The following is a 23,263-nucleotide window of genomic DNA, read 5'->3' as shown; positions in this document are numbered from 1 at the left end:
CCCGGTGAGCGCCGACGGCCCCGCCGGCCGGCCGGCGTCCCCGCCCGGCCCGTTGGAGCCCTGGCCGGACACGGTCCGCTGGCAGCCGATCTCCCGCGACCTGATCTGGGTGGAGCTGATCCGGCTCGGCATCGGTCTCGCCGTGGCGCTCGTGGTGCTCGGCACGGCCTGGGCGCTCTCCGGGCACTGGCTGCTGGGCGCCGCCGTCGCGGTGGCGCTGCTGCTGTCCGCGTGGCGGGTGGTCACCATCGTGCGCGCGGTGCGGGCCTGGGGGTACGCCGAGCGCGCCGACGACCTGCTGGTGCGCCACGGCCTGCTGGTGCGGCGGCTCTCCATCGTCCCGTATTCGCGGATGCAGTTCGTCGACGTGAGCGCCGGCCCGCTGGAGCGTGCCTTCGACCTGGCCACCGTGCAGTTGCACACCGCCGCGGCGGCCAGCGACGCCCGCGTGCCCGGCCTGCGGCCGGCCGAGGCGTCGCGGCTGCGTGACCGGCTCACCGCGCTGGGCGAGGACCGGGCGGAGGGCCTGTGAGCGCGAGGAGCGAGCCGGTCCTGCGAGCCCCGCAGTCGCGAACGAAGGACGGCACCGCGAGCGCGAGGAGCGAGCCGGTCCTGCGAGCCCCGCAGTCGCGAACCAAGGACGGCACCGCGAGCGCGAGGAGCGAGCCGTGACGGACGGGCAGCAGTGGCCGCCACCGCCGGTCCACGGTCCGCCGTCCGCCCCGCCGCCCGGGCCGGCACCAACACCCGGGCCTGCCCCCGGTCCGTGGCCCGGGGCGGGTCCGCAGCCGGCGCCGGGCCCCGGGTCCGGGCCGGTGCCGCCGCCTCCGGGAGCGTGGGTGCCGGCGCCGTGGGGGCCGCCGGGCGAGACGGAGCCGCGACAGCGGCTGCACCCGTTGAGTCCCGCGCTGCACGGCGCGAAGTCGCTCGTCGTGGTGATCGCCGGGCTCTCCTGGTCGACCCTGTCCCGGGTCGGGTTCGGCTGGTTCGCCGTGCTGGTCGCGGTCTTCGTCCTCGGCGCCACCGTGCTGTCCGTGGTGAGCTGGTGGAACACCGGTTACCACGTGGTCGGCCGGGAGCTGCGGGTGTACGAGGGGCTGATCTGGCGGCGTACCCGGGCCATCCCGCTGGAGCGGTTGCAGGCGGTGGAGGTGGTCCGGCCGCTGCTGGCCCAGCTCACCGGGCTGGCGGAGCTGCGGCTGGAGGTGGTCGGCGGCGGCAAGACCGAGGCGCCGCTGGCGTACCTCGGGGTGGCCGAGGCCGCCGCGTTGCGCCAGCGGCTGCTCGCCGTGGCCGGCCGCGCCCCGGCGTCCGCGCCGGCCACGACGGTCGGCGCGCCGCCCACGCCCGCCCCGGCCGGCCGGCGGCTGCACGCCGTCCGCAATCAGGATCTGCTGGTCAGCCAGTTGCTCACGCCGCAGGCGTTCCTGCTGCCGTTCGGTCTGGCGTTCGTGGTGGCGCAGTTCCTGTCCGAGGGTTCCTGGTCGTTCATCGCGGTGGCCAGCACGCTGACCGCGATGGCCGGCGTGCTGCTGCAACCGGTCCGCCGGGTGCTCGACGACTGGAGCTTCCGGCTGGACGCCGACGGTGACACGCTCCGGGTGCACAACGGGCTGCTGGAGACGCGGGTGCAGACCGTGCCGCTGCACCGGGTGCAGACCGTCGGGGTGACCTGGCCGCTGCTCTGGCGGATGAAGGGCTGGTTGCGGCTGCGGCTGGAGGTGGCCGGCTACTCGGCCGGCGAGCCGGACGACCGGAACCGCCCGGACCGGCTGCTGCCGGTCGGCGACGCCGCCACCGGCGAGCGGGTGGTGGCGGAGGTGCTGCCCGGCGTGCGGCTGGACGCGCTGCCCGGCACCCCGCCGCCGCGCCGGGCCCGCTGGCTGCGCCCGCTGAGTCGGGCCGTGGTCGGCGTCGGGCTCGACGAGCGGGTCTTCGTGGCCCGGTCCGGGTTGCTGACGCGCTCGTTGACGCTGGTGCCGTACGCCCGGATCCAGAGCGTGCGGGTCACCCAGGGGCCGGCGCAGCGACGGCTGCGGCTGGCCACCGTGCACGCGGACACCGCGGGTGGGGCGGGCGCGGCGGCGGTCGACCGGGACCTGGCCGACGCGTGGGAGCTGGCCGCGGAGCTGACCGCGCGGGCGCAGGCCGCGCGGTCGGCCGACCGGGGCCGCTGACCCGGGTCGGCCGACCAGGGTCGCTGACCCGGCGTCGCCCGGGGCCGGTCAGCGGCGGTCGGCGGGCACCGCGTCCGGGTCGGCGGCGAGCGTGGTGTCCGGGCCGGCGGCCGGCGCGGTGACGCCGGTCACGGCGGCCGGCGTCCCGTCCCGGCGGGCCCGGCGGGCCCGCCACCAGCGCTCGGCCAGGCCGACCACGAGGAACGTCATCCCCACGTACGCCCAGCCGACCAGCACGTCGATCAGGTAGTGCTCGCCGCTGTACATCAGCGTGAACGTCATGGCCAGCGGGTACGCCAGCAGCAGCGGCCACCACCGTCTGCGCACCGAGCGGAGGAAGAACAGCACCACGAACAGCGCGAACGCGGTGTGCAGCGACGGCATGGCGGCCACCGGGTTGGAGGCGATCTGCCCGGCGTTGAGCAGGTTGCCCGCGCCGTGCATGCCGATCTCCTTCCAGCCCCGGGTGGAGATCCGGGCGACCTCGGTCAGCAGCCCGTTCTGGGCCGCCCACCACGGCGGGGCGGCCGGATAGACGAAGTAGGTGACCAGCCCGGCCGCGCACAGGAAGCCCCACCGGGCCATGTACGCGATCCAGCGCTGCCGGTTGCGCATCCAGAGCACCGCGGCGGCGGCCAGCGTGGCCACGAAGTGCGAGAAGTAGATCCAGCTCACCAGCACGTCCCACCAGCGCACATGGTTCGGGTCGTAGAGGCGCTGCTGGAGCCAGACGGTCGGCACCTCACCGCCGGTGGCCCACCCGGTCAGGAACCGGTCGGCGACGATCAGCTCCATGGCGTGCGGGGTCGCACCGTTGTCGGCGAACCCGCGGGACAGGTTGTACGCGGCGAGCAGCAGCACCACCGGGATCCAGTCCCGGGCGAAGCGCAGGTGGCTGCGCCACGGGCGGTTCGAGTTCCACGCGACGGTGCCGGCCCAGATCCACAGGAACGCGTACGCCGGGTCGGTGGGCAGGCCGATGGCGAGCCAGGTGGCGACGAAGGCGACGCTCCAGACGGCCATCGCGATCACGCGACGGCGTCCGCCGTCGGGGGAGGCGGTGGGTCCGGCGGGGGCGGGGGGCGGGGGATCTGTCAGCACGGCCATCGTCGACAAGGTTAACGGCGGGCGTCCGGCCGGCCGACGCCGACCGTCCGGGGAACGGTCCGGGCGGCCACCCGGACGCGGTACGACGCCGACCGCGCTGCACTAGGCTCGGCCGCATGCAGGAGCAGTCGGAGTCGCCCTTCGCGCCGGGCCTGACCGCCCGCGTCGAGCTGACCGTCACGGACGCGGACACCGCCGAGGCGGTGGGTTCGGGGGACGTGCCGGTGCTCGGCACGCCCCGGGTGGTGGCGCTGGCCGAGGCGGCGACCGTGGCGGCCGTCGCGGCCCGGCTGCCGGCCGGGTCGACCACTGTCGGCGTCCGGGTCGAGCTGGAGCACCGGACGGCCACCCCGGTCGGTCGGACCGTCTCCGCGCACGCCGAGCTGGTGAAGGTGGACGGCCGGCGGCTGGTCTTCGAGGTGACCGTCACGGACGGGCCCGCGGTGGCCGCGCAGGGACGGGTGGAGCGGGCGCTCGTCGACCGAGGGCGCTTCGTCGAGCGGGCCGGACGCACGCCGTGACCGTCCGCTTCACCGAGATCGCCGCCGGTGTGCACCTGCTGCGCGAGCCGCTGCTGCGGGTCAACGTGGTGCTGGTGGTCGGCGACGGCGCCGCGCTGCTGGTGGACACGCTCTCCACCGCCGGGCAGGCGCGGGAGCTGGCGTCGGCCGCCCGGGCGGTGACGCCGCACCCGTGGGTGATCGTCAACACCCACCACCACTTCGACCACTGCTTCGGCAACGCCACGCTGGCCGCCGAGCCGGGCACCGAGGTGTACGCGCACGCCCAGGCCGTCGCGGCGTTGCGTGACCAGCCCGACGCGCTGCGCCGGGCGGCGTACGAGGAGATGCGCGCCGAGCAGCCGGCGTTGGCCGAGGAGCTGGCGCGCACCGAGCTGCGGACGCCGACGCGGGAGGTCCGCGAGGAGACGGTGCTGGACGTCGGCGGGCGGCGGGTGGTGCTGCGCCATCCCGGGCACGGGCACACCGACGCCGATCTGGTGGTGCACGTGCCGGACGCGGACGTGCTGGTGGCGGGCGACCTGGTGGAGCAGAGCGGGCCGCCGGCGTTCGAGGAGTCGTACCCGTTGCGGTGGCCGGACGCGGTGGCCGACCTGCTGCGGCTGACCACGCCGGCCACGGTGGTGGTGCCGGGTCACGGCGAGCCGGTCGACGTGGCGTTCGTGCGCGAGCAGCACGCCCAGCTCGCCCGGCAGGCGTGGCTGATCCGGGCCGGTCACACCGGTAGCGCCCCGCCGGAGCGGGTGGCGGCGGAGTCGCCGTTCGGCGCCCGGCCCGGCCTGCTCGCGGCGCGGCGCGGCTACGCCGAACTCGACGGCACGGCCTGATCGCCGCCCGGCCCGAACCCGCCGCACCCGACGGCACCGCCTGATCGCCACCCGGCCCGAACCCGCCGCACCCGACGGCACGGCCTGATCGGCACCCGGACCGGTCCGGCCCGGGCCGCCCGGACCGGCCCGGCCTCGGCGGCACGGCCGGAGGCGGTCCGTCGGTCCCCGTCCCCGGTCCCCGTCCCCGGTCCCCGGGCCCGGTCAGGGGCGGGCGCGCAGCGCGGTGAGCAGCGCGTCGAGGTGCGGGGCGGCGGCCAGCACGGCGGTCCGGGCCACCGGGTCCAGCTCGGCGAGCGCCTCGGCGAGCAGCGCGGTGCGGTGGACCTCGTGGTCGGCCATCCGTCGGCGGGCGGCCTCGGTGAGGCGCAGCCGGACCACCCGGCGGTCGGCGGGGTCGCGGTCGCGGACCAGCAGCCCGGCGTCGGTGAGGTCGCGGACCAGTGTGCTGACCGTGTTCGGCGCGGTGCCGAGCCGCCGGGCCACCTCCTTGCCGCTGATCCCCGGCGTGGCCCGGACCAGCAGGAGCACCTCCACCTGCGCCTCGGGCAGCGGCTCCCGGTCGGCACGGGCGACGGTCCGGCGGCGCAGCAGCCGGTGCAGCTCCCCCAGCCCTGCGCCGAACCGCGCGATCTCCTCGTCGCCCGCCACCGGGTCACCTGCTTCACATCGCAACAGTTCTGACTACAGAGATAAGGTAACCCGGACCACCGGATCCAGGGGGACCTCTCGTGCACCAGACCGTGCGGCCCGCCGCGCGCCCACCCGTCGACCGACCCGCCGGACGGGGCGGCGACGTGACCCTGTTGGTGCTGCTCGGCACGCTCACCGCGATCGGCCCGCTCTCGCTGGACATGTACCTCCCGGCGTTCCCGGCGATGACCCGCGAACTCGACGCCGACCAGGCCGGCGTCCAACTCTCGTTGACCACCTGCCTGATCGGCCTGGCCCTGGGTCAACTGGTCACCGGCCCGCTCAGCGACCGCTGGGGGCGACGCCGGCCGGTCCTGGTCGGCGTCGTCGCGTACGCCGTGCTGGCGCTGGCCTGCGCCGCGGCGCCGAGCGCCCCGCTGCTGGCCGCCGCGCGGTTCGCCCAGGGGCTGGCCGGCGGCACGGGCATCGTGGTGGCCCGCGCGGTGGTCCGTGACCTCTACGCCGGTCGGAACGCCGCGAAGTACTTCTCCCGGCTCACCCTGGTCTTCGGGGTGGCGCCGGTGGCCGCGCCGAGCGTCGGCAGCCTGGTGCTCCGGTTCGGCTCCTGGCGGGCGGTCTTCCTGACCCTGGCCGTCATCGGGGCGGTGCTCGCCGTGGCGGTCGCCCTGCGCCTGCCGGAGACGCTGCCGGCCGAGCGCCGCAGCACCGGCGGCCTCGCCGCCACCGCGCGGACCATGCGGGCGCTGGCCGGCGACCGGGTCTACCTCGGGTACGCGCTGACCCAGGGCTTCGCGTTCGCCGGCCTGTTCGCGTACATCTCGGGGTCGTCGTTCGTGTTCCAGGACGTCTTCGGCGTCTCGGCGGTCGGGTTCGCCGTGGTCTTCGGCGTCAACTCGCTCGCGCTGATCGCCACCGGGCAGGCGAACGCCCGGCTGCTCGACCGGTTCAGCCCGCGCCGGCTGCTGGTCACCACGCTCGCGGTCAGCCTGGTCGCCGCGCTCGGCGTGCTGACCGGCGCGCTCACCAGCAGCCTCGCCGGCACCGCGGTGGCGCTGTTCGTGTTCGTCGGCTCGATGGGCATGGTGATGCCGAACAGCACCGCGCTGGCGCTGGACGCGCACGCCCGGCACGCCGGCACCGCCGCCGCGCTGATGGGCGGCATCCAGTCGGTGGTCGGCGCGCTCGCCGCGCCCCTGGTCGGCCTCGGTGGCGAGGGCAGCGCCCTCCCGATGGCCGTGGTCCTGACCGGCGCCGCCGCGCTCGCCCTGCTCGCAGTCCGCGCGCTCGCCCGCCCTCGCTGACCGCCCGCCTCGCGCCCCACGCCGTGGTTAAGAGGGGCCCCCTGCTATACGGAAGAAGGGGCCCCGCCTTTCACGCGAAGCGGGCGGCGACGGCGGCGCGGGTGGGCATGGCGGTGGCGCCGCCGGGGGACTCGCAGACCAGCGCGGCGACCCGCAGGGCGAACGCGACCCGGTCCCGCCAGCCGTGCGCGTCGGCCGGCTCGCCGGCGGCGAGCAGCTCCGCCACCAGCGCGCCCATCACCGAGTCGCCGGCGCCGGTGGCGTCCACCGCGTCGACGGTCGGCGCGGGCACGCGTACCACGTCGTCGGCGGCGGCGACCAGCGCGCCGTCCGCGCCGAGCGTGACCACGACGGTGGTCGCGCCCAGCTCCCGCAGGTACGCGGCGACGCCCTCGACCGGCTCGTCCGGGTAGAGCACCCGGGCGTCCGCGCTGCTCAGCTTGACCAGGTGCGCCGCGGCGGCGAACTCGGCGACCACCCCGCGCAGCCCGTCCAGCGCGCCGGGCGCGGTGAGCAGGCTCGGGCGCACGTTCGGGTCGAACACGCGCAGCCCGCCGGCGATCGACCAGGCCCGACGCGCGGCGGCCAGCACCGGCGGGTCGAGCAGCACGATCGAGCCGCAGTAGAGCACGTCCGCGCCCTCGACCAGGGCCACGTCGAGGTCGTCCGGGCCGAGCAGGGCGTACGAGCGCGGCTCGCCGTAGAAGCGGAACTCCGGCTCGGGGCCGGCGAAGGTGGCCACGGCCAGCGCGGTCGGGGCCGGCACCGTCACCGCCCCGGCCACGCCCACCCCGGCGTCGGTGAGGAAGGCGCGGATCCGGCCGGCGAGCGCGTCGTCGCCGAGCGACCCGACGAACTGCACCTCCCCGCCGAGCCGAGCGATCGCCACCGAAACGTTGAGCGGCCCGCCACCGACCGCCTGCCGGTAGACGGGCGCCCCGTCGTGCTCGGCGTCGAGCAGGTCGACGAGCGCCTCGCCGAGCACCACCGCGTACCCCATGCTCGCTCCTCCCGGTTGTCCTCCCCCGATCCTGGCGCATGCCCGGAACCGGCGCGACGGAACCCCGGCGCATCGACCGACGGCTATTGCGTGCGGCGGTCGGACGTGATGAGATTGCGCTGACGGGAGGGCGCGGTGGGCTGCCGCGCCGCCGGGTCGAGCCGACGCGAGGGCATCCGCGGTCCGTGACACGGACCGCAGGCAGTGCGCGTTCCCCGACGGCCCCGGCCGCACGCCGACCGCCGGGCGCGGGCACCGCGATCGTCGCATCCGCTCGTCGCAGCGGGGCAGGCCGAGGGTGGGCCGCTCCGCGAGTCAGGAGATCCCCGTGCACCGATCCCGTACGGCCGCGCTCGTCACCGCGGCCCTCACCCTGGCCGTGGGCGCGTTCGCCCTGGCCAGCGGGCCCGACCCGGCCGCCGCGCACGGCGCGGCGATGACGCCGGGCGCCCGCACCTACCTGTGCTGGAAGGACGGCCTCACCGGCAGCGGTGAGATCCGGCCGAACAACCCCGCCTGCGCCCAGGCGGTCGCCCAGAACGGGGCGAACTCGCTCTACAACTGGTTCAGCGTGCTGCGCTCCGACGCCGGCGGCCGGACCACCGGGTTCATCCCCGACGGCAAGCTGTGCAGCGGCGGCAACCCGAACTTCAGCGGCTACGACGCGGCCCGCAACGACTGGCCGGTCACGCACCTGACGGCCGGGCGATCGATGGAGTTCCGCTACAGCAACTGGGCGCACCACCCGGGCACGTTCTACTTCTACGTCACCAAGGACAGCTGGAGCCCGACCCGGCCGCTGGCCTGGAGCGACCTGGAGGAGCAGCCGTTCCTGCAGGTGACCAACCCGCCGCAGAGCGGCGCGGTCGGCACCAACGACGGGCACTACTACTTCAACGGCACGCTGCCGAGCAACAAGAGCGGCCGGCACATCATCTACTCGCGCTGGGTCCGCTCGGACAGCCAGGAGAACTTCTTCGGCTGCTCGGACGTGACGTTCGACGGTGGCAACGGCGAGGTGACCGGCATCGGCTCGGGCAACAACCCGTCGCCGACGCCGACCAGCCCGACCCCGACCCCGACCAGCCCGACGCCGTCGCCGACCGTCTCGCCCACCTCGTCGCCCACGCCGCCGGCCGGCGGCAACTGCATGGCGGTCTACAAGGTGGTCAGCACCTGGGGCGGCGGCTTCCAGGGCGAGGTCATGATCATGAACCACAGCACCCGGACGTACAGCGGGTGGACCGCGAGCTGGACCTGGCCCAGCGGCCAGACCATCAACCAGGTGTGGAACGGCACGCTGAGCGGAAGCGGGGCGTCGGTGACGGTCACCAACGCCGCGTACAACGGCAGTGTCGCGCCGGAGGGCACCACCACGTTCGGCTTCACCGCGAACGTCTCGGGCCAGAACACCCTGCCCACGGTCACCTGCACCGGCCGGTGACACCGCGGTAGCGAAGGGCCCCCGGCAGCGCGCCGGGGGCCCTTCGGCACGCCTGGGATCAGCGGACCATGCTGCCCACGACCGGCTTGGTGAGCAGCGCCGACTGGTTGCGCTGGATGCCCGGGTCGAGCGTCTTCGCCACGAAGATCGCGTGCCAGATGCAGAAGATCAGCACGGTCCACACCTTGCGGGAGTGGTCGGCCTCCTCCCGCTTGTGCTCGTCGAGCAGGCGCATCGCGTACGACAGGTCGACCAGGTCGCCGGCGCCGGAGGTGGCCAGCACGTGCCGGGCCCACTCGTACATCTCACCGCGCAGCCAGACCCGGGTCGGGGTGGGGAAGCCCAGCTTCTTGCGGTTGACGATGGCCGGCGGCACGACGCCCTGCAACGCCTGGCGCATGGCGTACTTGGTGGCCTCGGAGCGCGGCGGCAGCTTCAGGTCGACCGGGATGCCGGCCGCGACGTTGAACACCTCCCGGTCCAGGAACGGCACCCGGACCTCCAGCGAGTGCGCCATCGAGATCCGGTCCGCCTTGACCAGGATGTCGCCGCGCAGCCAGGTGTAGAGGTCGACGTACTGCATCTTGGTGACGTCGTCCAGCTCGGTGCACTCGGCGTAGATCGGCGCGGTGACGTCGGTGTAGCGCACCGAGGGGTCGTAGCGGCGCAGCAGGTGCTGCTTCTCCTCCTCGGTGAACATCCGGGCGTTGCCGTAGTAGCGCTGCTCGATCGGCGTGGTGCCGCGCTCCAGGAAGCTCTTGCCCTTGACGCCCTGCGGGATGGCCTTGGAGACGGCCCGCAGGCCCTTCTGCACGCCGTCCGGGAGACCGTTGACGGAGCTGAGCGAGAGCGGCTCCCGATAGATCGTGTAGCCGCCGAAGAACTCGTCCGCGCCCTCGCCGGAGAGCACCACGGTGACGTGCTCGGCGGCCTTCTTCGCCACGAAGTAGAGCGGCACCAGGGCCGGGTCGGCGACCGGGTCGTCCAGGTGCCAGACGATCTTGGGCAACGCGTCGATCATGTCCTGCGGCCCGATCTTGGTCGGGATGGTGGTCACGTCGAGGTGCCGGGCCGAGTCCTGGGCCACGTCGATCTCGGAGTAGCCGGGCACGTCGTACCCGACCGTGAAGGTGAGGATGTTCGGATTGAACTCGCGGGCCAGCGCCACCACGGCGGTGGAGTCGATGCCGCTGGACAGGAACGACCCGACCGGCACGTCCGAGCGCATGTGCATCCGGACGCTCTCCCGCAGCGTCTCCCGGATCTCGTGGTAGAGCTTCTGCTCGTCGGCGACCGGGGCCGGGCGGAACACCGGCCGGTACCAGCGGCGCACGTCGATCCGGCCGTCCGGGGTCCAGGTGAGGTACTCCCCCGACCCGATCCGGCTGATCCCCTTGTGCAGCGTGCCCGGCTCCGGGACGTACTGGAGGGTCAGGTAGTGGCTCAGGTTCGCCGTGTCGATCCCGGCGTCGCCCTGGTAGGCGGAGTGCGCGAACGGCAGCAGCGCCTTCTTCTCCGAGGCGAGGTAGAGGCCGTCGGCGGTCTGGAGGTAGTGCAGCGGCTTGATGCCGAAGTAGTCGCGGGCGCCGAAGGCCCGCCGCTCCTGCCGGTCCCAGATCACGAACGCGAACATGCCGCGCAGCTTGGTGAGCACCCGCTCACCCCAGTAGTGGTAGCCGGCGACGATCACCTCGCCGTCGCCGTTGGTGGCGAACTGGGCGCCGTAGTCGCGGATCAGCTCGTCGCGCAGCTCGATGTAGTTGTAGATCTCGCCGTTGAACGTGAGCAGGTAACGACCGCCCGCGTAGGGCAGGGGTTCGTGGCTGAGCGCCACGTCGATGATCGCCAGCCGCTTGTGCGCGAACACACCGTCCGCGTACCGGCCGGAGGCGTCGCCGACCACCTCGACCCCGGTCTCGTCCGGGCCACGGTGGTGCAGGCACTCCAGTGCGCCGGCGATGTGGTCGCGGTGGGCGGCGGCGTCACCGCGCGCGCTGAAGAAGGCCAGGAGTCCGCACATGCCGGCCATCTTTCCACGCGCCGGAAGCCGCCGTCGCGGCACCGCAGGCACTCCCCGCCGACGTGTGCGCGGTACCGTCGGGACCAGCGATGGGGCTCAGGGAGGGGCGGATCATGACCGAGGAGCGGACGCAACAGGGCAAAGCGGCGGACGGCACGGAGTCACACGACCCCGACTTCCCGGAGGCGTTCCTGACGTTCATGCGGCAGGGCTGGCGGGACACCGAACTGCCTGTCGCACCCCGCCCGGAGGTGCCCAACCACGCCAAACGACGGGCCGCGCTGGCCGAGGCGTTCCCGGGCGAGACGCTCGTCATCCCCACCGGCAACGAGAAGGTCCGCGCCAACGACACCGAGCACCGGTTCCGGCCGGGCAGCGACTTCGCGTACCTGACCGGCGACCTGGAGCCCGACAGCGTCCTCCTGCTGCGGCCGGGCGGCGAGGCCACGCTCTACATGCGGCCCCGGTCGTCCCGGGTGACCGACGAGTTCTTCCGCAGCCGCCACGGTGAGCTGTGGGTGGGTCGCCGGCCGACGCTGCGCGAGAAGTCGACCGAGCTGGGCCTGCCGACCGCCGACCTGAGCGAGCTGGACGCGGCGCTGGCCGAGCTGGCCCCGGGGCGCACCCGGGTGCTGCGCGGCTTCGACGCCCGGGTGGACGCCGCCGTGCGCCGGTACGACGGCGCACGCGCCGAGGGCCAGCCGGGCCGCGACCGGGAGTTGGCCATCGCGATCTCCGAGCTGAAGCTGGTCAAGGACGAGTGGGAGATCGCCCAGCTCCAGGAGGCGTGCGACGCCACGGTACGCGGCTTCGAGGACGTGGCCCGCGCGCTGCCGGCCGACCGGCCGATCTCCGAGCGGCTGCTGGAGGGCCTGTTCGCGCTGCGGGCCCGGCACGACGGCAACGACGTCGGCTACGGCTCGATCGTCGGGGCCGGCGAGCACGCCACGATCCTGCACTGGGTGCACAACCACGGCGCCACCCGCCCGGGTGACCTGCTGCTGATGGACATGGGCGTGGAGAACCGCAACCTCTACACCGCCGACGTCACCCGGGTGCTGCCGGTCGACGGCCGGTTCACGTCGCTGCAACGCCAGGTCTACGACGCGGTCCACGCCGCCCAGCAGGCCGGCATCGACATGTGCAAGCCGGGGGTGGGGTTCCGCGACGTCCACCTGGCGTCGATGCGGGTGCTCGCCGAGGCGCTCAAGGACCTGGGGCTGCTGCCGGTGAGCGTGGACGAGGCGATGGATCCGGCCTCGACGGTCTACCGCCGCTGGACGCTGCACGGCACCAGCCACATGCTCGGCATCGACGTGCACGACTGCGCGAACGCGCGCAAGGAGACGTACCGCGACGGGCCGCTCGGCGAGGGGTACGTGCTCACCGTCGAGCCCGGTCTCTACTTCCAGCCGGAGGACGAGCTGGTCCCCGAGGAGCTGCGCGGCATCGGCGTCCGGATCGAGGACGACATCCTGGTCACCGCCGACGGCCCGGTGAACCTGTCGGCCGGGCTGCCGCGTGCCTCGGGCGAGGTGGAGACCTGGCTGGCCGAGCAGCGCGAGGCGGGCCCGCGCCTGCCGGGCTGAGCCAACCGACCGTCTCATCGGCCCCGTGACGCCTGCCGCGTCGCGGGGCCGATGCCGTTGGTGCCGCCACCGTCCGTTCACGCCCTTTATGCGGGCTTTATTCGGATACGCACTCCTCGCGAGGATCCTTCTCCTACGGTGTGCCTCAGGGGCTACAAGCTTTTTGTGGCTTTTCGTGCGGCCGATGGCGGTGCGACCCGTTCGAGGAGACACCGAAGGGTGGAGGGCGCGCATGTCCCACGACGTAACGGCACCCGACGGCGGGGCGCCGATCGTGGCCCCGCCGGCGAACCGGCGGCGGGCACTCTGGGTCGCCACCGGCGTGGCCGGGCTGACCGGGATCGTCGGGCTGGCGGCGCTGGGTGGCCTCGCCGCCCGGAACGACCGGGCCGGCGATCCGGAACGGGTGGCGGAGAACCGCCCCGCCGCACCCCAGGAGGCCGGCGACCACCCGTCCGCCGCCGACCCGAAGGGTGGGGAGGGGCCCGGCGGGGAGGGTCGAGCCCGGGGTGAGCGGGGCGGCGAGGACGAGCACGGCCCGGCCCGCGAGATTCCCTGCGACGACGACGCCCTGGTCGACGCGCTCGAACTGACCAACCGCGACCACGGCGGCACCCTCACGCTCGCCGAGAACTGCACCTACGAACTCGGCGTCAAGGACCGCAAGGTCGGCGGCGGCCTGCCCGAGATCACCCAGGACGTCACCATCAAGGGCAACGGCTCCACCATCACCCGCGACGCCGAGGACACCTTCCGCATCTTCCGCGTCGCCACCGGCGGCCACCTCACCCTTGACGACCTGACCGTCTCGGGCGGAAACGCGTCGGCGTCCGGGTACCCGGGTCGACCGGCGACGACGGGCCCGGCGGATACGGACGGAGACCGGAGCGCCGGTGACGGCGGCGCGCTGCTGGTCGAGCGCGGCGGCAAGGCCCACCTCCGGCGGGTCGATCTCACCCGCAACAACGCCGAGCACGACGGCGGCGCGGTGGCCAACTTCGGCCGGATATGGCTCACCGACAGCACGGTCCGGCGCAACCACGCGCGGGGCGACGGTGGCGGCGTCTTCAACCGGGGCCTTCTGACCATCGAGAAGTCCCGGGTCGACGACAACACCGCCGCCGGCAGCGGCGGCGGCGTCGCCAACGGCAACGACGTCGGCGTGCGGCACGGCACGGGCCGCACCGCGACGCCGAGCGGTCCCGGCCGCGACCACGGCGTGGTGGAGATCGCCGGGGCGCGGGACGGCAAGGGGGGTGGGAACTCCTCGCTGTCGGACAACCGCGCCGGGAGGAACGGCGGCGGCCTGTTCAGCAGCGGCGGCTACGTCACCGTCTCCTTCACCCACATCACCGGCAACACCGCCTGCGAGAACGGGGGCGGCATCTACGCCGAGAACACCGACCTCGACCTCGACAAGGTCCTCGTCGCCGACAACCACGCCGACGACGACGGCGGCGGCATCCTGGCCACCGGCGGCAGCGCCACGATCGCCGACAGCGTCATCGTCGACAACACCGCCAACCGCTTCGGCGGCGGCATCTACAACGGCGAGTGGCTCGTCAAGATCGAAGACGGCTTCCCCACCCGCGACCACGACGAGGACGACAACGCCGCCCTCACCCTGCGCAACACCGTCATCAAGGGCAACACCGCCCTCAACGGCGGCGGCATCTTCAACAACAAGGCCACCATCACCCTGACCAAGACCCACGTCACCAAGAACACCGCCACCGACACCGCCAAGCTCCACCGCGTCGCCGGCGGCATCCTCAACAACGAAGGACACGTCACGCTCGACGACGAGTCCCTCATCAGCGACAACGACCCCACCAACTGCGCCAACACCGTCAAGGACTGCGTCAACTGATCGCACCACCACATAACCGGGAGCCCTCCTTCCGCCCGCCGGCGGGAGGAGGGCTACCAACCCGCGCACCCGCCCGGCGGTCGGCCACGTCGGGGCGAAAAGGAGTCGAACCACCTTGTGGGCGCCATCGGGTCATCCCGCCCTCGGTGCGTCAGCCCGCCCCACCCGCACCCTTATGCGGGTTTTTTTCGTATCTGGCCACGAGGCGAACAAAGCTCTCATAAGTTCGTCTTCAGCAGCTACAACCGATTTGTAGCGAAGGCCGCCTCGCCGTGGCGAAGCGACCTTGTCAGGTACAAGGAGAGGGCAGAGAGCTCCGATGTCCAACTACCTTCGCAATAACAATGACGCCACCACCCGCGAGACCAGTTCCCCGCTCCGGCGCCGCCGGCTCTGGCTCGCCACCGGCGTCGTGGGCCTGACCGGAGCGGTCAGCCTCGCCGGCGTTGCCTACGCGACCACCGGCGTGACCGGTCCGCACCGGCTCGCCGACGTGAAGTGGTCGACCGCGCAGCAGCTCAGCGACGGTGACCACGGTGACGAGGCCACCGGGGACGAGTACGGCAAGGGCGAGCACGGCAAGGACGGCAAGGACGAGCACGGCCAGGAAGGCCGGGACCGGGGTGAGTGGGGCCAGGACCGCGGCGAGTGGGGCGGCGAGGACGACCACGGCAAGGCCCGCGAGGTCCCCTGCGACGACGACGCCCTGGTCGACGCGCTCGAACTGACCAACCGCGACCACGGCGGCACCCTCAAGCTCGCCGAGAACTGCACCTACGAACTCGGCGTCAAGGACCGCAAGGTCGGCGGCGGCCTGCCCGAGATCACCCAGGACGTCACCATCAAGGGCAACGGCTCCACCATCACCCGCGACGCCGAGGACACCTTCCGCATCTTCCGCGTCGCCGACGGCGGCCACCTCACGCTCAAGGACCTGACCGTCAAGGGCGGGAACGCGTCCGGGTTCAAGTACCCGGGCGGTCCGGCGTCGGTGACGCCCTCGGCGGCGAACGGCGCGGCGACCCTGCCGGCCCCCGTCGCCCCGGCGCAGCCGGCGGTCGCCGGTGCGTCGGCCGCCACCGCGGCCCAGTCCGCCACCGCACCGGCGCAGCCCGCTCCGGTGGCGGCGCAGGCGGCTCCGGCGCAGGCCACGACCGCGTCCGTCACCGCGCCGGCGCAGGCCGCCCCCGCCGGCACGGCTCCGGCCGCGCCGGTTGCGGCCCAGGCCACCACCACGGCGGCGACCGCGACCACGGTCTCGGGCCCGGCCGACGAGGAGGAGAAGCGGAACGAGGGTGACGGCGGCGCGCTCCTGGTCGAGCGCGGCGGCAGCGCCCACCTGTCCAACGTCAAGCTCACCCACAACAGCGCCGAGCACAACGGCGGCGCGGTGGCCAACTACGGCCGGGTGTGGCTGGAGGACAGCAAGGTCGTCGACAACCACGCCCAGGGCGACGGTGGCGGCGTCTTCAACCGTGGCATCCTGAAGGTCGAGGAGACCAAGGTCGACGACAACACCGCAGGCGGCAACGGCGGCGGCATCGCCAACGGCAGCGGGCTCGCCGGCAAGCACGGCGCCGACGCCGCGGAGCTGAAGAGCTACGTCCCGTCGGGCAAGCACGACGAGGCCGGCACGGTCGAGATCATCGGTTCCGACCACGGCAAGAACGGCGGCAAGGAGGGTGAGAACTCCTCGCTGTCGGACAACCGCGCCGGGAAGAACGGCGGCGGCCTGTTCAGCAGCGGCGGCTACGTCACCGTCTCCTTCACCCACATCACCGGCAACACCGCCTGCGAGAACGGCGGCGGCATCTACGCCGAGAACACCGACCTCGACCTCGACAAGGTCGTCGTCGCCAACAACCACGCCGACGGCGACGGCGGCGGCGTGGTCATCACCGGCGGCAAGCACTGGGGCTACCCCGACACCAAGGACGAGGGCAGCGCCACGATCGCCGACAGCGTCATCGTCGACAACACCGCCAACCGCTTCGGCGGCGGCATCTACAACGGCGAGTGGCTCGTCAAGATCGAAGACGGCTTCCCCACCCGCGACCACGACGAGGACGACAACGCCGCCCTCACCCTGCGCAACACCGTCATCAAGGGCAACACCGCCCTCAACGGCGGCGGCATCTTCAACAACAAGGCCACCATCACCCTGACCAAGACCCACGTCACCAAGAACACCGCCACCGACACCGCCAAGCTCCACCGCGTCGCCGGCGGCATCCTCAACAACGAAGGACACGTCACGCTCGACGACGAGTCCCTCATCAGCGACAACGACCCCACCAACTGCGCCAACACCGTCAAGGACTGCTTCAACTGACCTGACGGACCCGGGGTACGGACCGGCCCCCCAGCCCACGTGTGGCTGGGGGGCCGGTCCGCTGCGGCGATCAGCTCTGCACGAAAACCGCCACGCTGCGCGCCGGCACGGTGAACGTGCCACCGGACCGGTCGAACGACGCGGTCCGCAGCGCCGGGTCGGCGGAGTTCCGCAGCACCGGGTGCAGCGCCACGTTCGCCCCGCGCAGGCCGGTCACGGTCTGCGTCGCCGTCTCCGGGGTGGCGTTGAAGACCACCGTCACCGACTTCCACGCGCCGCCCAGCCCACGGGCGTCGAGCGTCATGGTCAACACGCCCGGGGTCTCGTCCGCCCCGGACAGCGGGAACGCGACCCGCTTCTGCACCTGCTCGGCGGTGGGCAGGCCGAACACCGGCGAGGACCGGCGGATCCGCAGCAGCTCGGCGTACCGGGCGTCGGCCAGGTCGACCGCCGCGCAGTCCGGCACCAGCTTCGGATCGGCCAGCAGCGGCTTGGCGTACGGCCACTTGTCCTTGTTGTCCGCCTCCGGCGGGAGGCCGGCGCCGAAGCCGTTGCCCTGGGCGCAGTCCCAGCGGATCTGGTTGAACCAGTCCCCGGAGTTGAACGAGTTGCGGTCCAGCGACTTCGAGCGCAGCCGCTCCGAGCCGGCCGTGACGAACCCGGTGCCCTGCCCGAACGTGGTGGTGGACAACGCCAGCACCTGCATCCGGGCCCGGTCCTGCGCCGAGGTCCCCTGCGGCAGCTTGTACGCCAGCGCGTCGTACAGGATCTCGTTGTCGTGCGCGTCGACGTAGGTGACCGCCTCGCCCGGCGCGGCGGTGTAGCCGGCCGGGGAGCCGTTGTAGTCGACCTGCGCCCCGGTGACCGTCCGCCCGGCGGAGTCGGTGAACCGGTAGTCGCGCAGGTTACCGGTCAGGCCCACCTTGATCAGGTCGTGGGCGTGCAGCAGCCGGGCCTTCTGCTCGGCGGCCGAGCCGTTGACCTCGTCGCCGTTCGGGTCGGTGTACAGGCCGGAGGCGAAGCCCTGCACCCGCGGGTTGGCGTCGAACGGGCCGCCGCCACGCACCGCGTCGCGGAGCCGGTCGTTGAACGTGCCGATCCCGGTGCCGGCCATGTTGGCCTGGGTGGCCTGCGTGAACCGGGCGTCGTTGGCGACCTCGCCGAAGTTCCAGCCCTCACCGTACAGCATGATCTTCTTGCCGTCGACGCCGTCGCGGGCGGGCGTGAGCGTGTCCAGCGCGGCCCGCACGGCCAGGATGTTCGCCTTCGGGTGGTGGCCCATCAGGTCGAACCGGAAACCGTCCACCTTGTACGCCTTGGCCCAGGTGACCAGCGAGTCCACCACGAGCTTGCCCATCATGGCGTGTTCCGGGGCGGTGTTGGCGCAGCAGGTCGAGTTGGCGACCGTGCCGTCGTCCAGCAGCCGGTGGTAGTAACCGGGCACCACCTGGTCGAGCACCGACTTCGGATCGGTGCCGGCGGCCGAGGTGTGGTTGTAGACCACGTCCATGACCACCCGCAGGCCGGCCTGGTTCACCCCGGCGACCATCTGCCGGAACTCGGTGGTGCGCTTCGCGCCGTTCGGGTCGACCGCGTAGCCGCCCTCCGGCACCGTGTAGTGCAGCGGGTCGTACCCCCAGTTGTAGCCGTCGGAGTCGGCCACCGCCGCGACGCACTTCTGCTGCTGGTCCGAGTCCGCCGGCAGCGTGGCCAGGTCGCAGGCCGGCTGGGCCTGGTCGGCCCGCTTCTCCGGAATGGTGGCGAAGTCGAACGCCGGCAGCAGGTGCAGGTAGTTGACGCCGGCGTCACCGAGCGCCCGCAGGTGCTTCATCCCGGCCGTGTTCGGGTCGGTGAACGCGAGGTAGGTGCCCCGCTTCCCGGCCGGCACGGTGCTGTCGGCGATGGAGAAGTCGCGTACCGACAGCTCGGAGATCTGCGCCTTCGACGCGGGCACGGCCGCCGGCTTCCGCAGCGTCGCCCAGCCGGCCGGCGCCAGCGCCGGGTCGGTCAGGTCGACGATCTGGCTGTGCGTGGAGTCCGGCGCGAGCGCCACCGAGTAGGGGTCGGTGACCGACGCGGTGACCACCTTCTGCGCCGCCGGCTGCCAGGCTTCGACCTGGTAGCGGTAGTAGCGGCCGGTCCAGGCCGTGGTGCCGCGCACCGACCAGACGCCGGTGCGGTCGTTGCGGGTCATCGCCACCGTGCGCGGCTGCGCGGTGGGCGAGTCGAACAGGTGCAGCGACACCTTCCGCGCGGTCGGCGCCCACACCGCGAGCGTGGGCACCCGGCCGGCGAACGTCGGGCCGAGCTTCACTCCGGTGGCCGCCGCGTAGACGTCGTCCAGCACGCCGGGGATCTGCACGCCGGTGGCGCTGAGCAGCGCGCCCTCGGCGTCCCGCTCGGTGACCACGAGCTGCCCGCGCAGCGCCGCCGGCACCTTGGCCAGGTCGGCGCGGTCGAGCGTGAACGCGTGATAGGCCCAGAGCTGGGGGTACGCCTGCCGTTGCGCCTCGGTCAGCCCGTTGCGCTGCGCCCGCAGCGGCAGCGTGGTGTACGTGCCGGTCAGCTCGCCGTCGGCGACGCCGATCCCGCCGGCTCCGGCGGCGACGAGCGCGTACTTCTTGCCGTCGGTCGGGCCGGTGGCCCAGGCGACGGTGGACCTGTCGATCCACTGCGCCTTCTGCTTGGCGATGTCGACGTCCGTGGCCGTGCCGGAGCTGGTCGCCGGCAGCAGCCGGCCCTTGACGCCGGCCAGCAGCCAGACCTCGTGCCCGACGCCGGTCAGGTCGAGCCGCTGGTCGTCCGGCTGATCCTTCGCGTCGCCGTTGTGGATGATGTAGCTCAGCCCGGTCGCGCCGGCGGCGAGGGGCACCCGGAACACCGCGCCGTACGCGTCGATCTTCTCCGGCTTCAGCGGGGCGGCCCAGTCGGTCGGGTTGGCCGCGCCGTCCCAGAGGTGCAGGCCCCAGCCGTCGTAGTTGCCGTCGGCCTTGCGCCAGTGGATGACCGCGGTGTCCTGGTCGACCGGCGGGGCGGGCTCGCCGGTGGCCGCCTCGCGGGTCGGGTAGAGCGTCGGGTCGCCCTGCTTGACCCAGACCTCGCCGGTCTGCGTCACGTCGATGGTGCGGTCGTTCGCCACGTCCTTGTTGCCGTCTTTGTCGACCACCAGGAAGCCGACCGACTTCGCGCCGGGCTTGAGCTTCACCCAGGCGAACCGGCCGTACGCGTCCTCCCCGGCGAACGGCTGCCCGCTGGGCCACTCGGTGGCGTACGCCGGGTCGATGTCACCCCAGGCGTAGAGCCCCCAGTCGGCGTAGCCGCCGGCCGGGCGCTGGTAGTGCACGATCGCCCAGTCCCGGGACGCGCCCTGGGCCGGGGTGCCGACCGTGCCGGTGGTGCGCGCGGTGGCGGTCCGGCCCTTCCCGTCGCGGACCACCGCCTTGTACTCGACGGTGGCGCCGCCGGGCAGGCCGGTCAGGTCGTGGTGGACCGTGTACGGCGCGCGGTGAGCGGTGCCCAGCAGCGTCCACTTCCCACCGGGGACCTTCGCGGCGAACGTGACGGTGGCGAGCGGGTCGCCACCGACCTGGGCGGTGATCGCGGTCTTGCCGGCCACCGGGGCGTCACCCGGCTCGGTCAGCGTGATCGTCGGGGCCGCGCCGGCGGGCGGGATGGCCCGGTCGGCCTTGAGCACCACCGCCGACATGGCCGGCACGGTCAGGCTCAGCTTGCCGTCGGCGCCGGCCGTGGCGGTCGCGGCGTCGCCGTAGATGCCGGTGAAGCGGGTGCCGGCCGACCAGGTGTCCACCGTGACAGTCTGCGGGGTCGAGGCGTTGTTCACCGCCGCGACGTGTTCCACCCGCTGCGCGGGCAGGACGCGGGAGAACGCGAACACGCCGGGGCCGTCGGCCGCGTACCGGGTGACCTGGACGCCGTCGCGCAGCGCCGGGTGCGCCGCCCGCAGCCGGCCCAGCTCGGCGATGGTGCGGTAGAGCGGGTGCCGGGTGTCGTACTGGTCGGACGCGTGGGTGCGGGTGGTGCCGATCAGATCGTCGTCGAGGTAGTCCGCGGTCTTCGAGGCGAACATGTCCTGGCGGGCGTCCTTGTCCCCGCCGGGGCCGGTGAAGCCCTGCTCGTCGCCGGAGTACACCACCGGCTGGCCACGGGTGAGGAACATCAGTTGGTGCGCGAGCTGGTCGCGGCGGAGCTGGGTGGCGTCGTCCCCGCCGGCCGCGGCGACGAACGAGCCGATCCGGCCCATGTCGTGGTTGCCGAGGAACGTGGGCAGCCGGTTGGCGTCGGTGTCGCGCGCCGAGTAGAGGTCGTCCTTGGCGTACACGTCGGCGAGCGCCTTGGCCGAGCCGTCGGCGGCGGTGTAGCCGCGCGCCGCCTCCTGGAACGAGAAGTCGAGCGTGGCCGGCAGGCCGCCCTGCCGCACGTACGTCGACTCGATCTCCTGGTCGGCGCTGTAGACCTCGCCGAACATGAAGAAGTCCTGCTTGCCGGCCTTCGCCGCGTAGGCGTCGATGCCGCGGGTGAACTGCGGCCAGAAGTCGAGGTTGGCGTGCTTGACGGTGTCCAGGCGGAAGCCGTCGACGCCGGCCCTGCCGATCCACTGGCCGTAGATGTCGGTCATGCCGCGGACCACCTCGGGACGCTCGGTCCACAGGTCGTCGAGGCCGAAGAAGTCGCCGTACTCGCTGTTCTCCCCGGCGAACGTGGAGTCACCGCGGTTGTGGTACATGGTCGGGTCGTTGAGCCACGCCGGAACCTTGACCTTCGCGTCGGCCGGGCTGGCGAACGTCGGGGTGTACGGGAACGACTCCCGGTTGACCTGCGGGAACTTCCGCGTGCCGTCGGCGTAGTTGCGGTCCTCGAAGGCCCGGCCCTGCGCGTCGGTGTACGGGGCGGTCTTCTTGTCGACGTAGCCGTACCTGTCCTCGGCGTAGCGGATGACGTCGGCGGTGTGGTTGACGATGATGTCGAGGTAGACCTTGATCCCGCGCCGGTGCGCGAGGTCGACCAGCTTCTTCAGTTCGGCGTTGGTGCCGAAGTGCGGGTCGACCTGGGTGAAGTCGGTGATCCAGTAGCCGTGGTAGCCGGCCGAGACGTCGGCGCCGGCGCCCTGTACGGGCCGGTTCTTGAAGATCGGGGCGAGCCAGATGGCGGTGGTGCCCATCCCCTGGATGTAGTCCATCTTGTCGATGACGCCCTTGAGGTCACCGCCGTGGTAGAAGCCCTTGTCCGCCGGGTCGAGGCCGGTGGCGAGCCGATCGCCGCGCAGGCCGCCGGTGTCGTTGCGCTTGTCGCCGTTGGCGAAGCGGTCCGGCAGCACGAAGTAGAACTGCTCCGCCTTGGCGGTGGTGGACCCGGCCTTGAGCAGCGCCTCGGCGGACGGCTCCCGGTTCCACTGGGGGGCGTTGCCGGCGGCCAGGACGTCGGGGGTGACGGCCCGCTCGGCGCTGTCGGCGCCGAGCTGGTGGAGGGCCACCGGCACGCCGACGAGGGTGAGGACGAGGGAGGAGACCAGGGCGAGCAACGCCTTGGGGGATATCGGCGTCGGTTTCATCGACGGCCTTTCTCTGGTCGCTGATTCGCCCGCACGCTAGCCCTTGCCGAAACATTCTGCAATAGCTTGCAAACAAAGTCGAAACACGACAGCCCTTTTGCAAGACCGTCCGGACCACGCGCCGTCGTCCGGACGGCTGGATCAGAGTCCGGCGCAGGTCACGCCGTCGACCGTGCAACTCTGCGGACGGGTGGTGCCGGTCCGTTCGAGGTGGAAGCGCACCGGCACCGACGCGCCCGCCGCCAGGTCGACGCCGCTGCGGTACGTGACGACGCCGCCGTCGAAGCCGAACGTGCCCTGTTCGGCGCCCTCCACCCACGCGGTGACCAGCCGCCCCTGCGGGAACGTCAGCCGCACCGTCCAGCCGTGCGGCGTACCCCCGGTGTTGACCAGCCGCACCTCGCCGATGAAGCCGCCGTCGAAGCTGCTCACCACCGCGTACCGGCCGGTCACCGCGGACGGCGGCGCGGGCGGGGGCGGTGGCGGCGACGCCGGACGCTCCTCACCCCGCGGACCGCCTGTCGACCCGGCCGGCGTCGGCCTGGCCGGCAGCACCGTCGACCGGGGCGACAGCCCCGGGACCACCGGGCGAGCGGCCGTGCTCGGCGGACCGCCGGTGACGCCGGGCGAGGTCGCCGCGGCGGTCGGCAGCTCCGGCAGCGACATCGCCGGATCGGTGGGCGACGCCGGGAGCGTCCGCCGGCCCCGCACCGAGCCGAGCGCCACCACCAGCAGCACCACCATCACGATCACGCCGATCGCGACGACCACCCAGGGGGACGAGGTGATGGCGGACCCGGTCGACGGGGTGGCGCGACGCGTGCGGGACATGTTCCTCCTGTTCGCCGGGCC

Annotated in this window: 15 protein-coding genes; 9 read left to right on the top strand and 6 right to left on the bottom strand. The window is 73.2% G+C overall.

Annotation, left to right across the window (positions count from 1 at the left end):
* Nucleotides 1–4: 4 nt before the first annotated feature.
* Together ACIA6B_RS07190 and ACIA6B_RS07185 are read left to right on the top strand one after the other, a co-directional pair.
* Nucleotides 5–532, top strand: coding sequence for a PH domain-containing protein (locus ACIA6B_RS07190; protein ID WP_396771825.1), 528 nt, complete (start codon nucleotides 5–7; stop codon nucleotides 530–532).
* Between the two features lie 136 nt (nucleotides 533–668).
* Nucleotides 669–2,177, top strand: coding sequence for a PH domain-containing protein (locus tag ACIA6B_RS07185; protein ID WP_396771823.1), 1,509 nt, complete (start codon nucleotides 669–671; stop codon nucleotides 2,175–2,177).
* A gap of 48 nt (nucleotides 2,178–2,225) precedes the next feature.
* Here ACIA6B_RS07185 and ACIA6B_RS07180 read toward each other — a convergent pair whose 3' ends face one another.
* Nucleotides 2,226–3,284 carry a phosphatase PAP2 family protein gene (locus tag ACIA6B_RS07180; protein ID WP_396771821.1) on the bottom strand — a complete coding sequence of 353 codons (1,059 nt, stop codon included), beginning with the start codon at nucleotides 3,282–3,284 and terminating at the stop codon, nucleotides 2,226–2,228.
* 116 nt (nucleotides 3,285–3,400) lie between these two features.
* Here ACIA6B_RS07180 and ACIA6B_RS07175 point away from each other — a divergent pair, with 116 nt between their 5' ends.
* Nucleotides 3,401–3,805: a thioesterase family protein gene (locus ACIA6B_RS07175; RefSeq protein WP_396771819.1), complete on the top strand. Its 405-nt coding sequence runs from the start codon at nucleotides 3,401–3,403 to the stop codon at nucleotides 3,803–3,805.
* On the top strand, nucleotides 3,802–4,632 hold the full coding sequence (locus ACIA6B_RS07170; RefSeq protein WP_396771817.1) for an MBL fold metallo-hydrolase: 831 nt from the start codon (nucleotides 3,802–3,804) through the stop codon (nucleotides 4,630–4,632). The genes ACIA6B_RS07175 and ACIA6B_RS07170 overlap by 4 nt, the downstream gene beginning before the upstream one ends.
* A 204-nt stretch (nucleotides 4,633–4,836) precedes the next feature.
* Here the strand turns inward: ACIA6B_RS07170 and ACIA6B_RS07165 are convergent, their stop codons facing one another.
* Nucleotides 4,837–5,283, bottom strand: a complete 447-nt coding sequence (locus ACIA6B_RS07165) for a MarR family winged helix-turn-helix transcriptional regulator (RefSeq protein WP_396771815.1) — start codon at nucleotides 5,281–5,283, stop codon at nucleotides 4,837–4,839.
* Between the two features lie 80 nt (nucleotides 5,284–5,363).
* Here ACIA6B_RS07165 and ACIA6B_RS07160 point away from each other — a divergent pair, with 80 nt between their 5' ends.
* Entirely contained in the window at nucleotides 5,364–6,587 is a 1,224-nt protein-coding gene (locus tag ACIA6B_RS07160) for a multidrug effflux MFS transporter (RefSeq protein ID WP_396771813.1), read from the top strand.
* Nucleotides 6,588–6,657: 70 nt separating this feature from the next.
* Here the strand turns inward: ACIA6B_RS07160 and ACIA6B_RS07155 are convergent, their stop codons facing one another.
* Nucleotides 6,658–7,587, bottom strand: coding sequence for a carbohydrate kinase (locus ACIA6B_RS07155; RefSeq protein WP_396771811.1), 930 nt, complete (start codon nucleotides 7,585–7,587; stop codon nucleotides 6,658–6,660).
* A 328-nt stretch (nucleotides 7,588–7,915) separates the two neighbouring features.
* On the opposite strand from ACIA6B_RS07155, the gene ACIA6B_RS07150 reads away from it, so the two are divergent.
* On the top strand, nucleotides 7,916–9,031 hold the full coding sequence (locus ACIA6B_RS07150) for a lytic polysaccharide monooxygenase (protein ID WP_396771809.1): 1,116 nt from the start codon (nucleotides 7,916–7,918) through the stop codon (nucleotides 9,029–9,031).
* A 58-nt stretch (nucleotides 9,032–9,089) separates the two neighbouring features.
* On the opposite strand, the gene asnB is transcribed toward ACIA6B_RS07150, so the two are convergent.
* A complete protein-coding gene (gene asnB / locus ACIA6B_RS07145; protein ID WP_396771807.1) occupies nucleotides 9,090–11,051 on the bottom strand; it encodes an asparagine synthase (glutamine-hydrolyzing) in 1,962 nt (653 codons plus the stop codon).
* Nucleotides 11,052–11,164: 113 nt separating this feature from the next.
* On the opposite strand from asnB, the gene ACIA6B_RS07140 reads away from it, so the two are divergent.
* The 3 genes from ACIA6B_RS07140 (at nucleotide 11,165) to ACIA6B_RS07130 (ending at nucleotide 16,842) form a co-directional block, all read left to right on the top strand.
* Nucleotides 11,165–12,640, top strand: a complete 1,476-nt coding sequence (locus tag ACIA6B_RS07140) for an aminopeptidase P family protein (protein WP_396771805.1) — start codon at nucleotides 11,165–11,167, stop codon at nucleotides 12,638–12,640.
* Between the two features lie 232 nt (nucleotides 12,641–12,872).
* Complete coding sequence (locus ACIA6B_RS07135; protein ID WP_396771803.1) at nucleotides 12,873–14,510, top strand: hypothetical protein; 1,638 nt, start codon at nucleotides 12,873–12,875, stop codon at nucleotides 14,508–14,510.
* A 319-nt stretch (nucleotides 14,511–14,829) separates the two neighbouring features.
* Nucleotides 14,830–16,842, top strand: a complete 2,013-nt coding sequence (locus ACIA6B_RS07130) for a hypothetical protein (RefSeq protein WP_396771801.1) — start codon at nucleotides 14,830–14,832, stop codon at nucleotides 16,840–16,842.
* Between the two features lie 70 nt (nucleotides 16,843–16,912).
* On the opposite strand, the gene pulA is transcribed toward ACIA6B_RS07130, so the two are convergent.
* Together pulA and ACIA6B_RS07120 are read right to left on the bottom strand one after the other, a co-directional pair.
* The gene (pulA, locus tag ACIA6B_RS07125) at nucleotides 16,913–22,411 is read right to left on the bottom strand and encodes a pullulanase-type alpha-1,6-glucosidase (protein ID WP_396771799.1); all 5,499 of its coding nucleotides are present in this window, start codon (nucleotides 22,409–22,411) and stop codon (nucleotides 16,913–16,915) included.
* Nucleotides 22,412–22,552: 141 nt separating this feature from the next.
* The gene (locus ACIA6B_RS07120) at nucleotides 22,553–23,242 is read right to left on the bottom strand and encodes a cellulose binding domain-containing protein (RefSeq protein WP_396771797.1); all 690 of its coding nucleotides are present in this window, start codon (nucleotides 23,240–23,242) and stop codon (nucleotides 22,553–22,555) included.
* Between the last annotated feature and the right edge of the window lie 21 nt (nucleotides 23,243–23,263).

Source organism: Micromonospora sp. NPDC051141 (assembly GCF_044455765.1).
Classification (GTDB): Bacteria; Actinomycetota; Actinomycetes; order Mycobacteriales; family Micromonosporaceae; genus Micromonospora.
The sequence above is the reverse complement of the archived record's forward strand: the minus strand, read 5'-3'. Positions and strand labels throughout refer to the sequence as shown.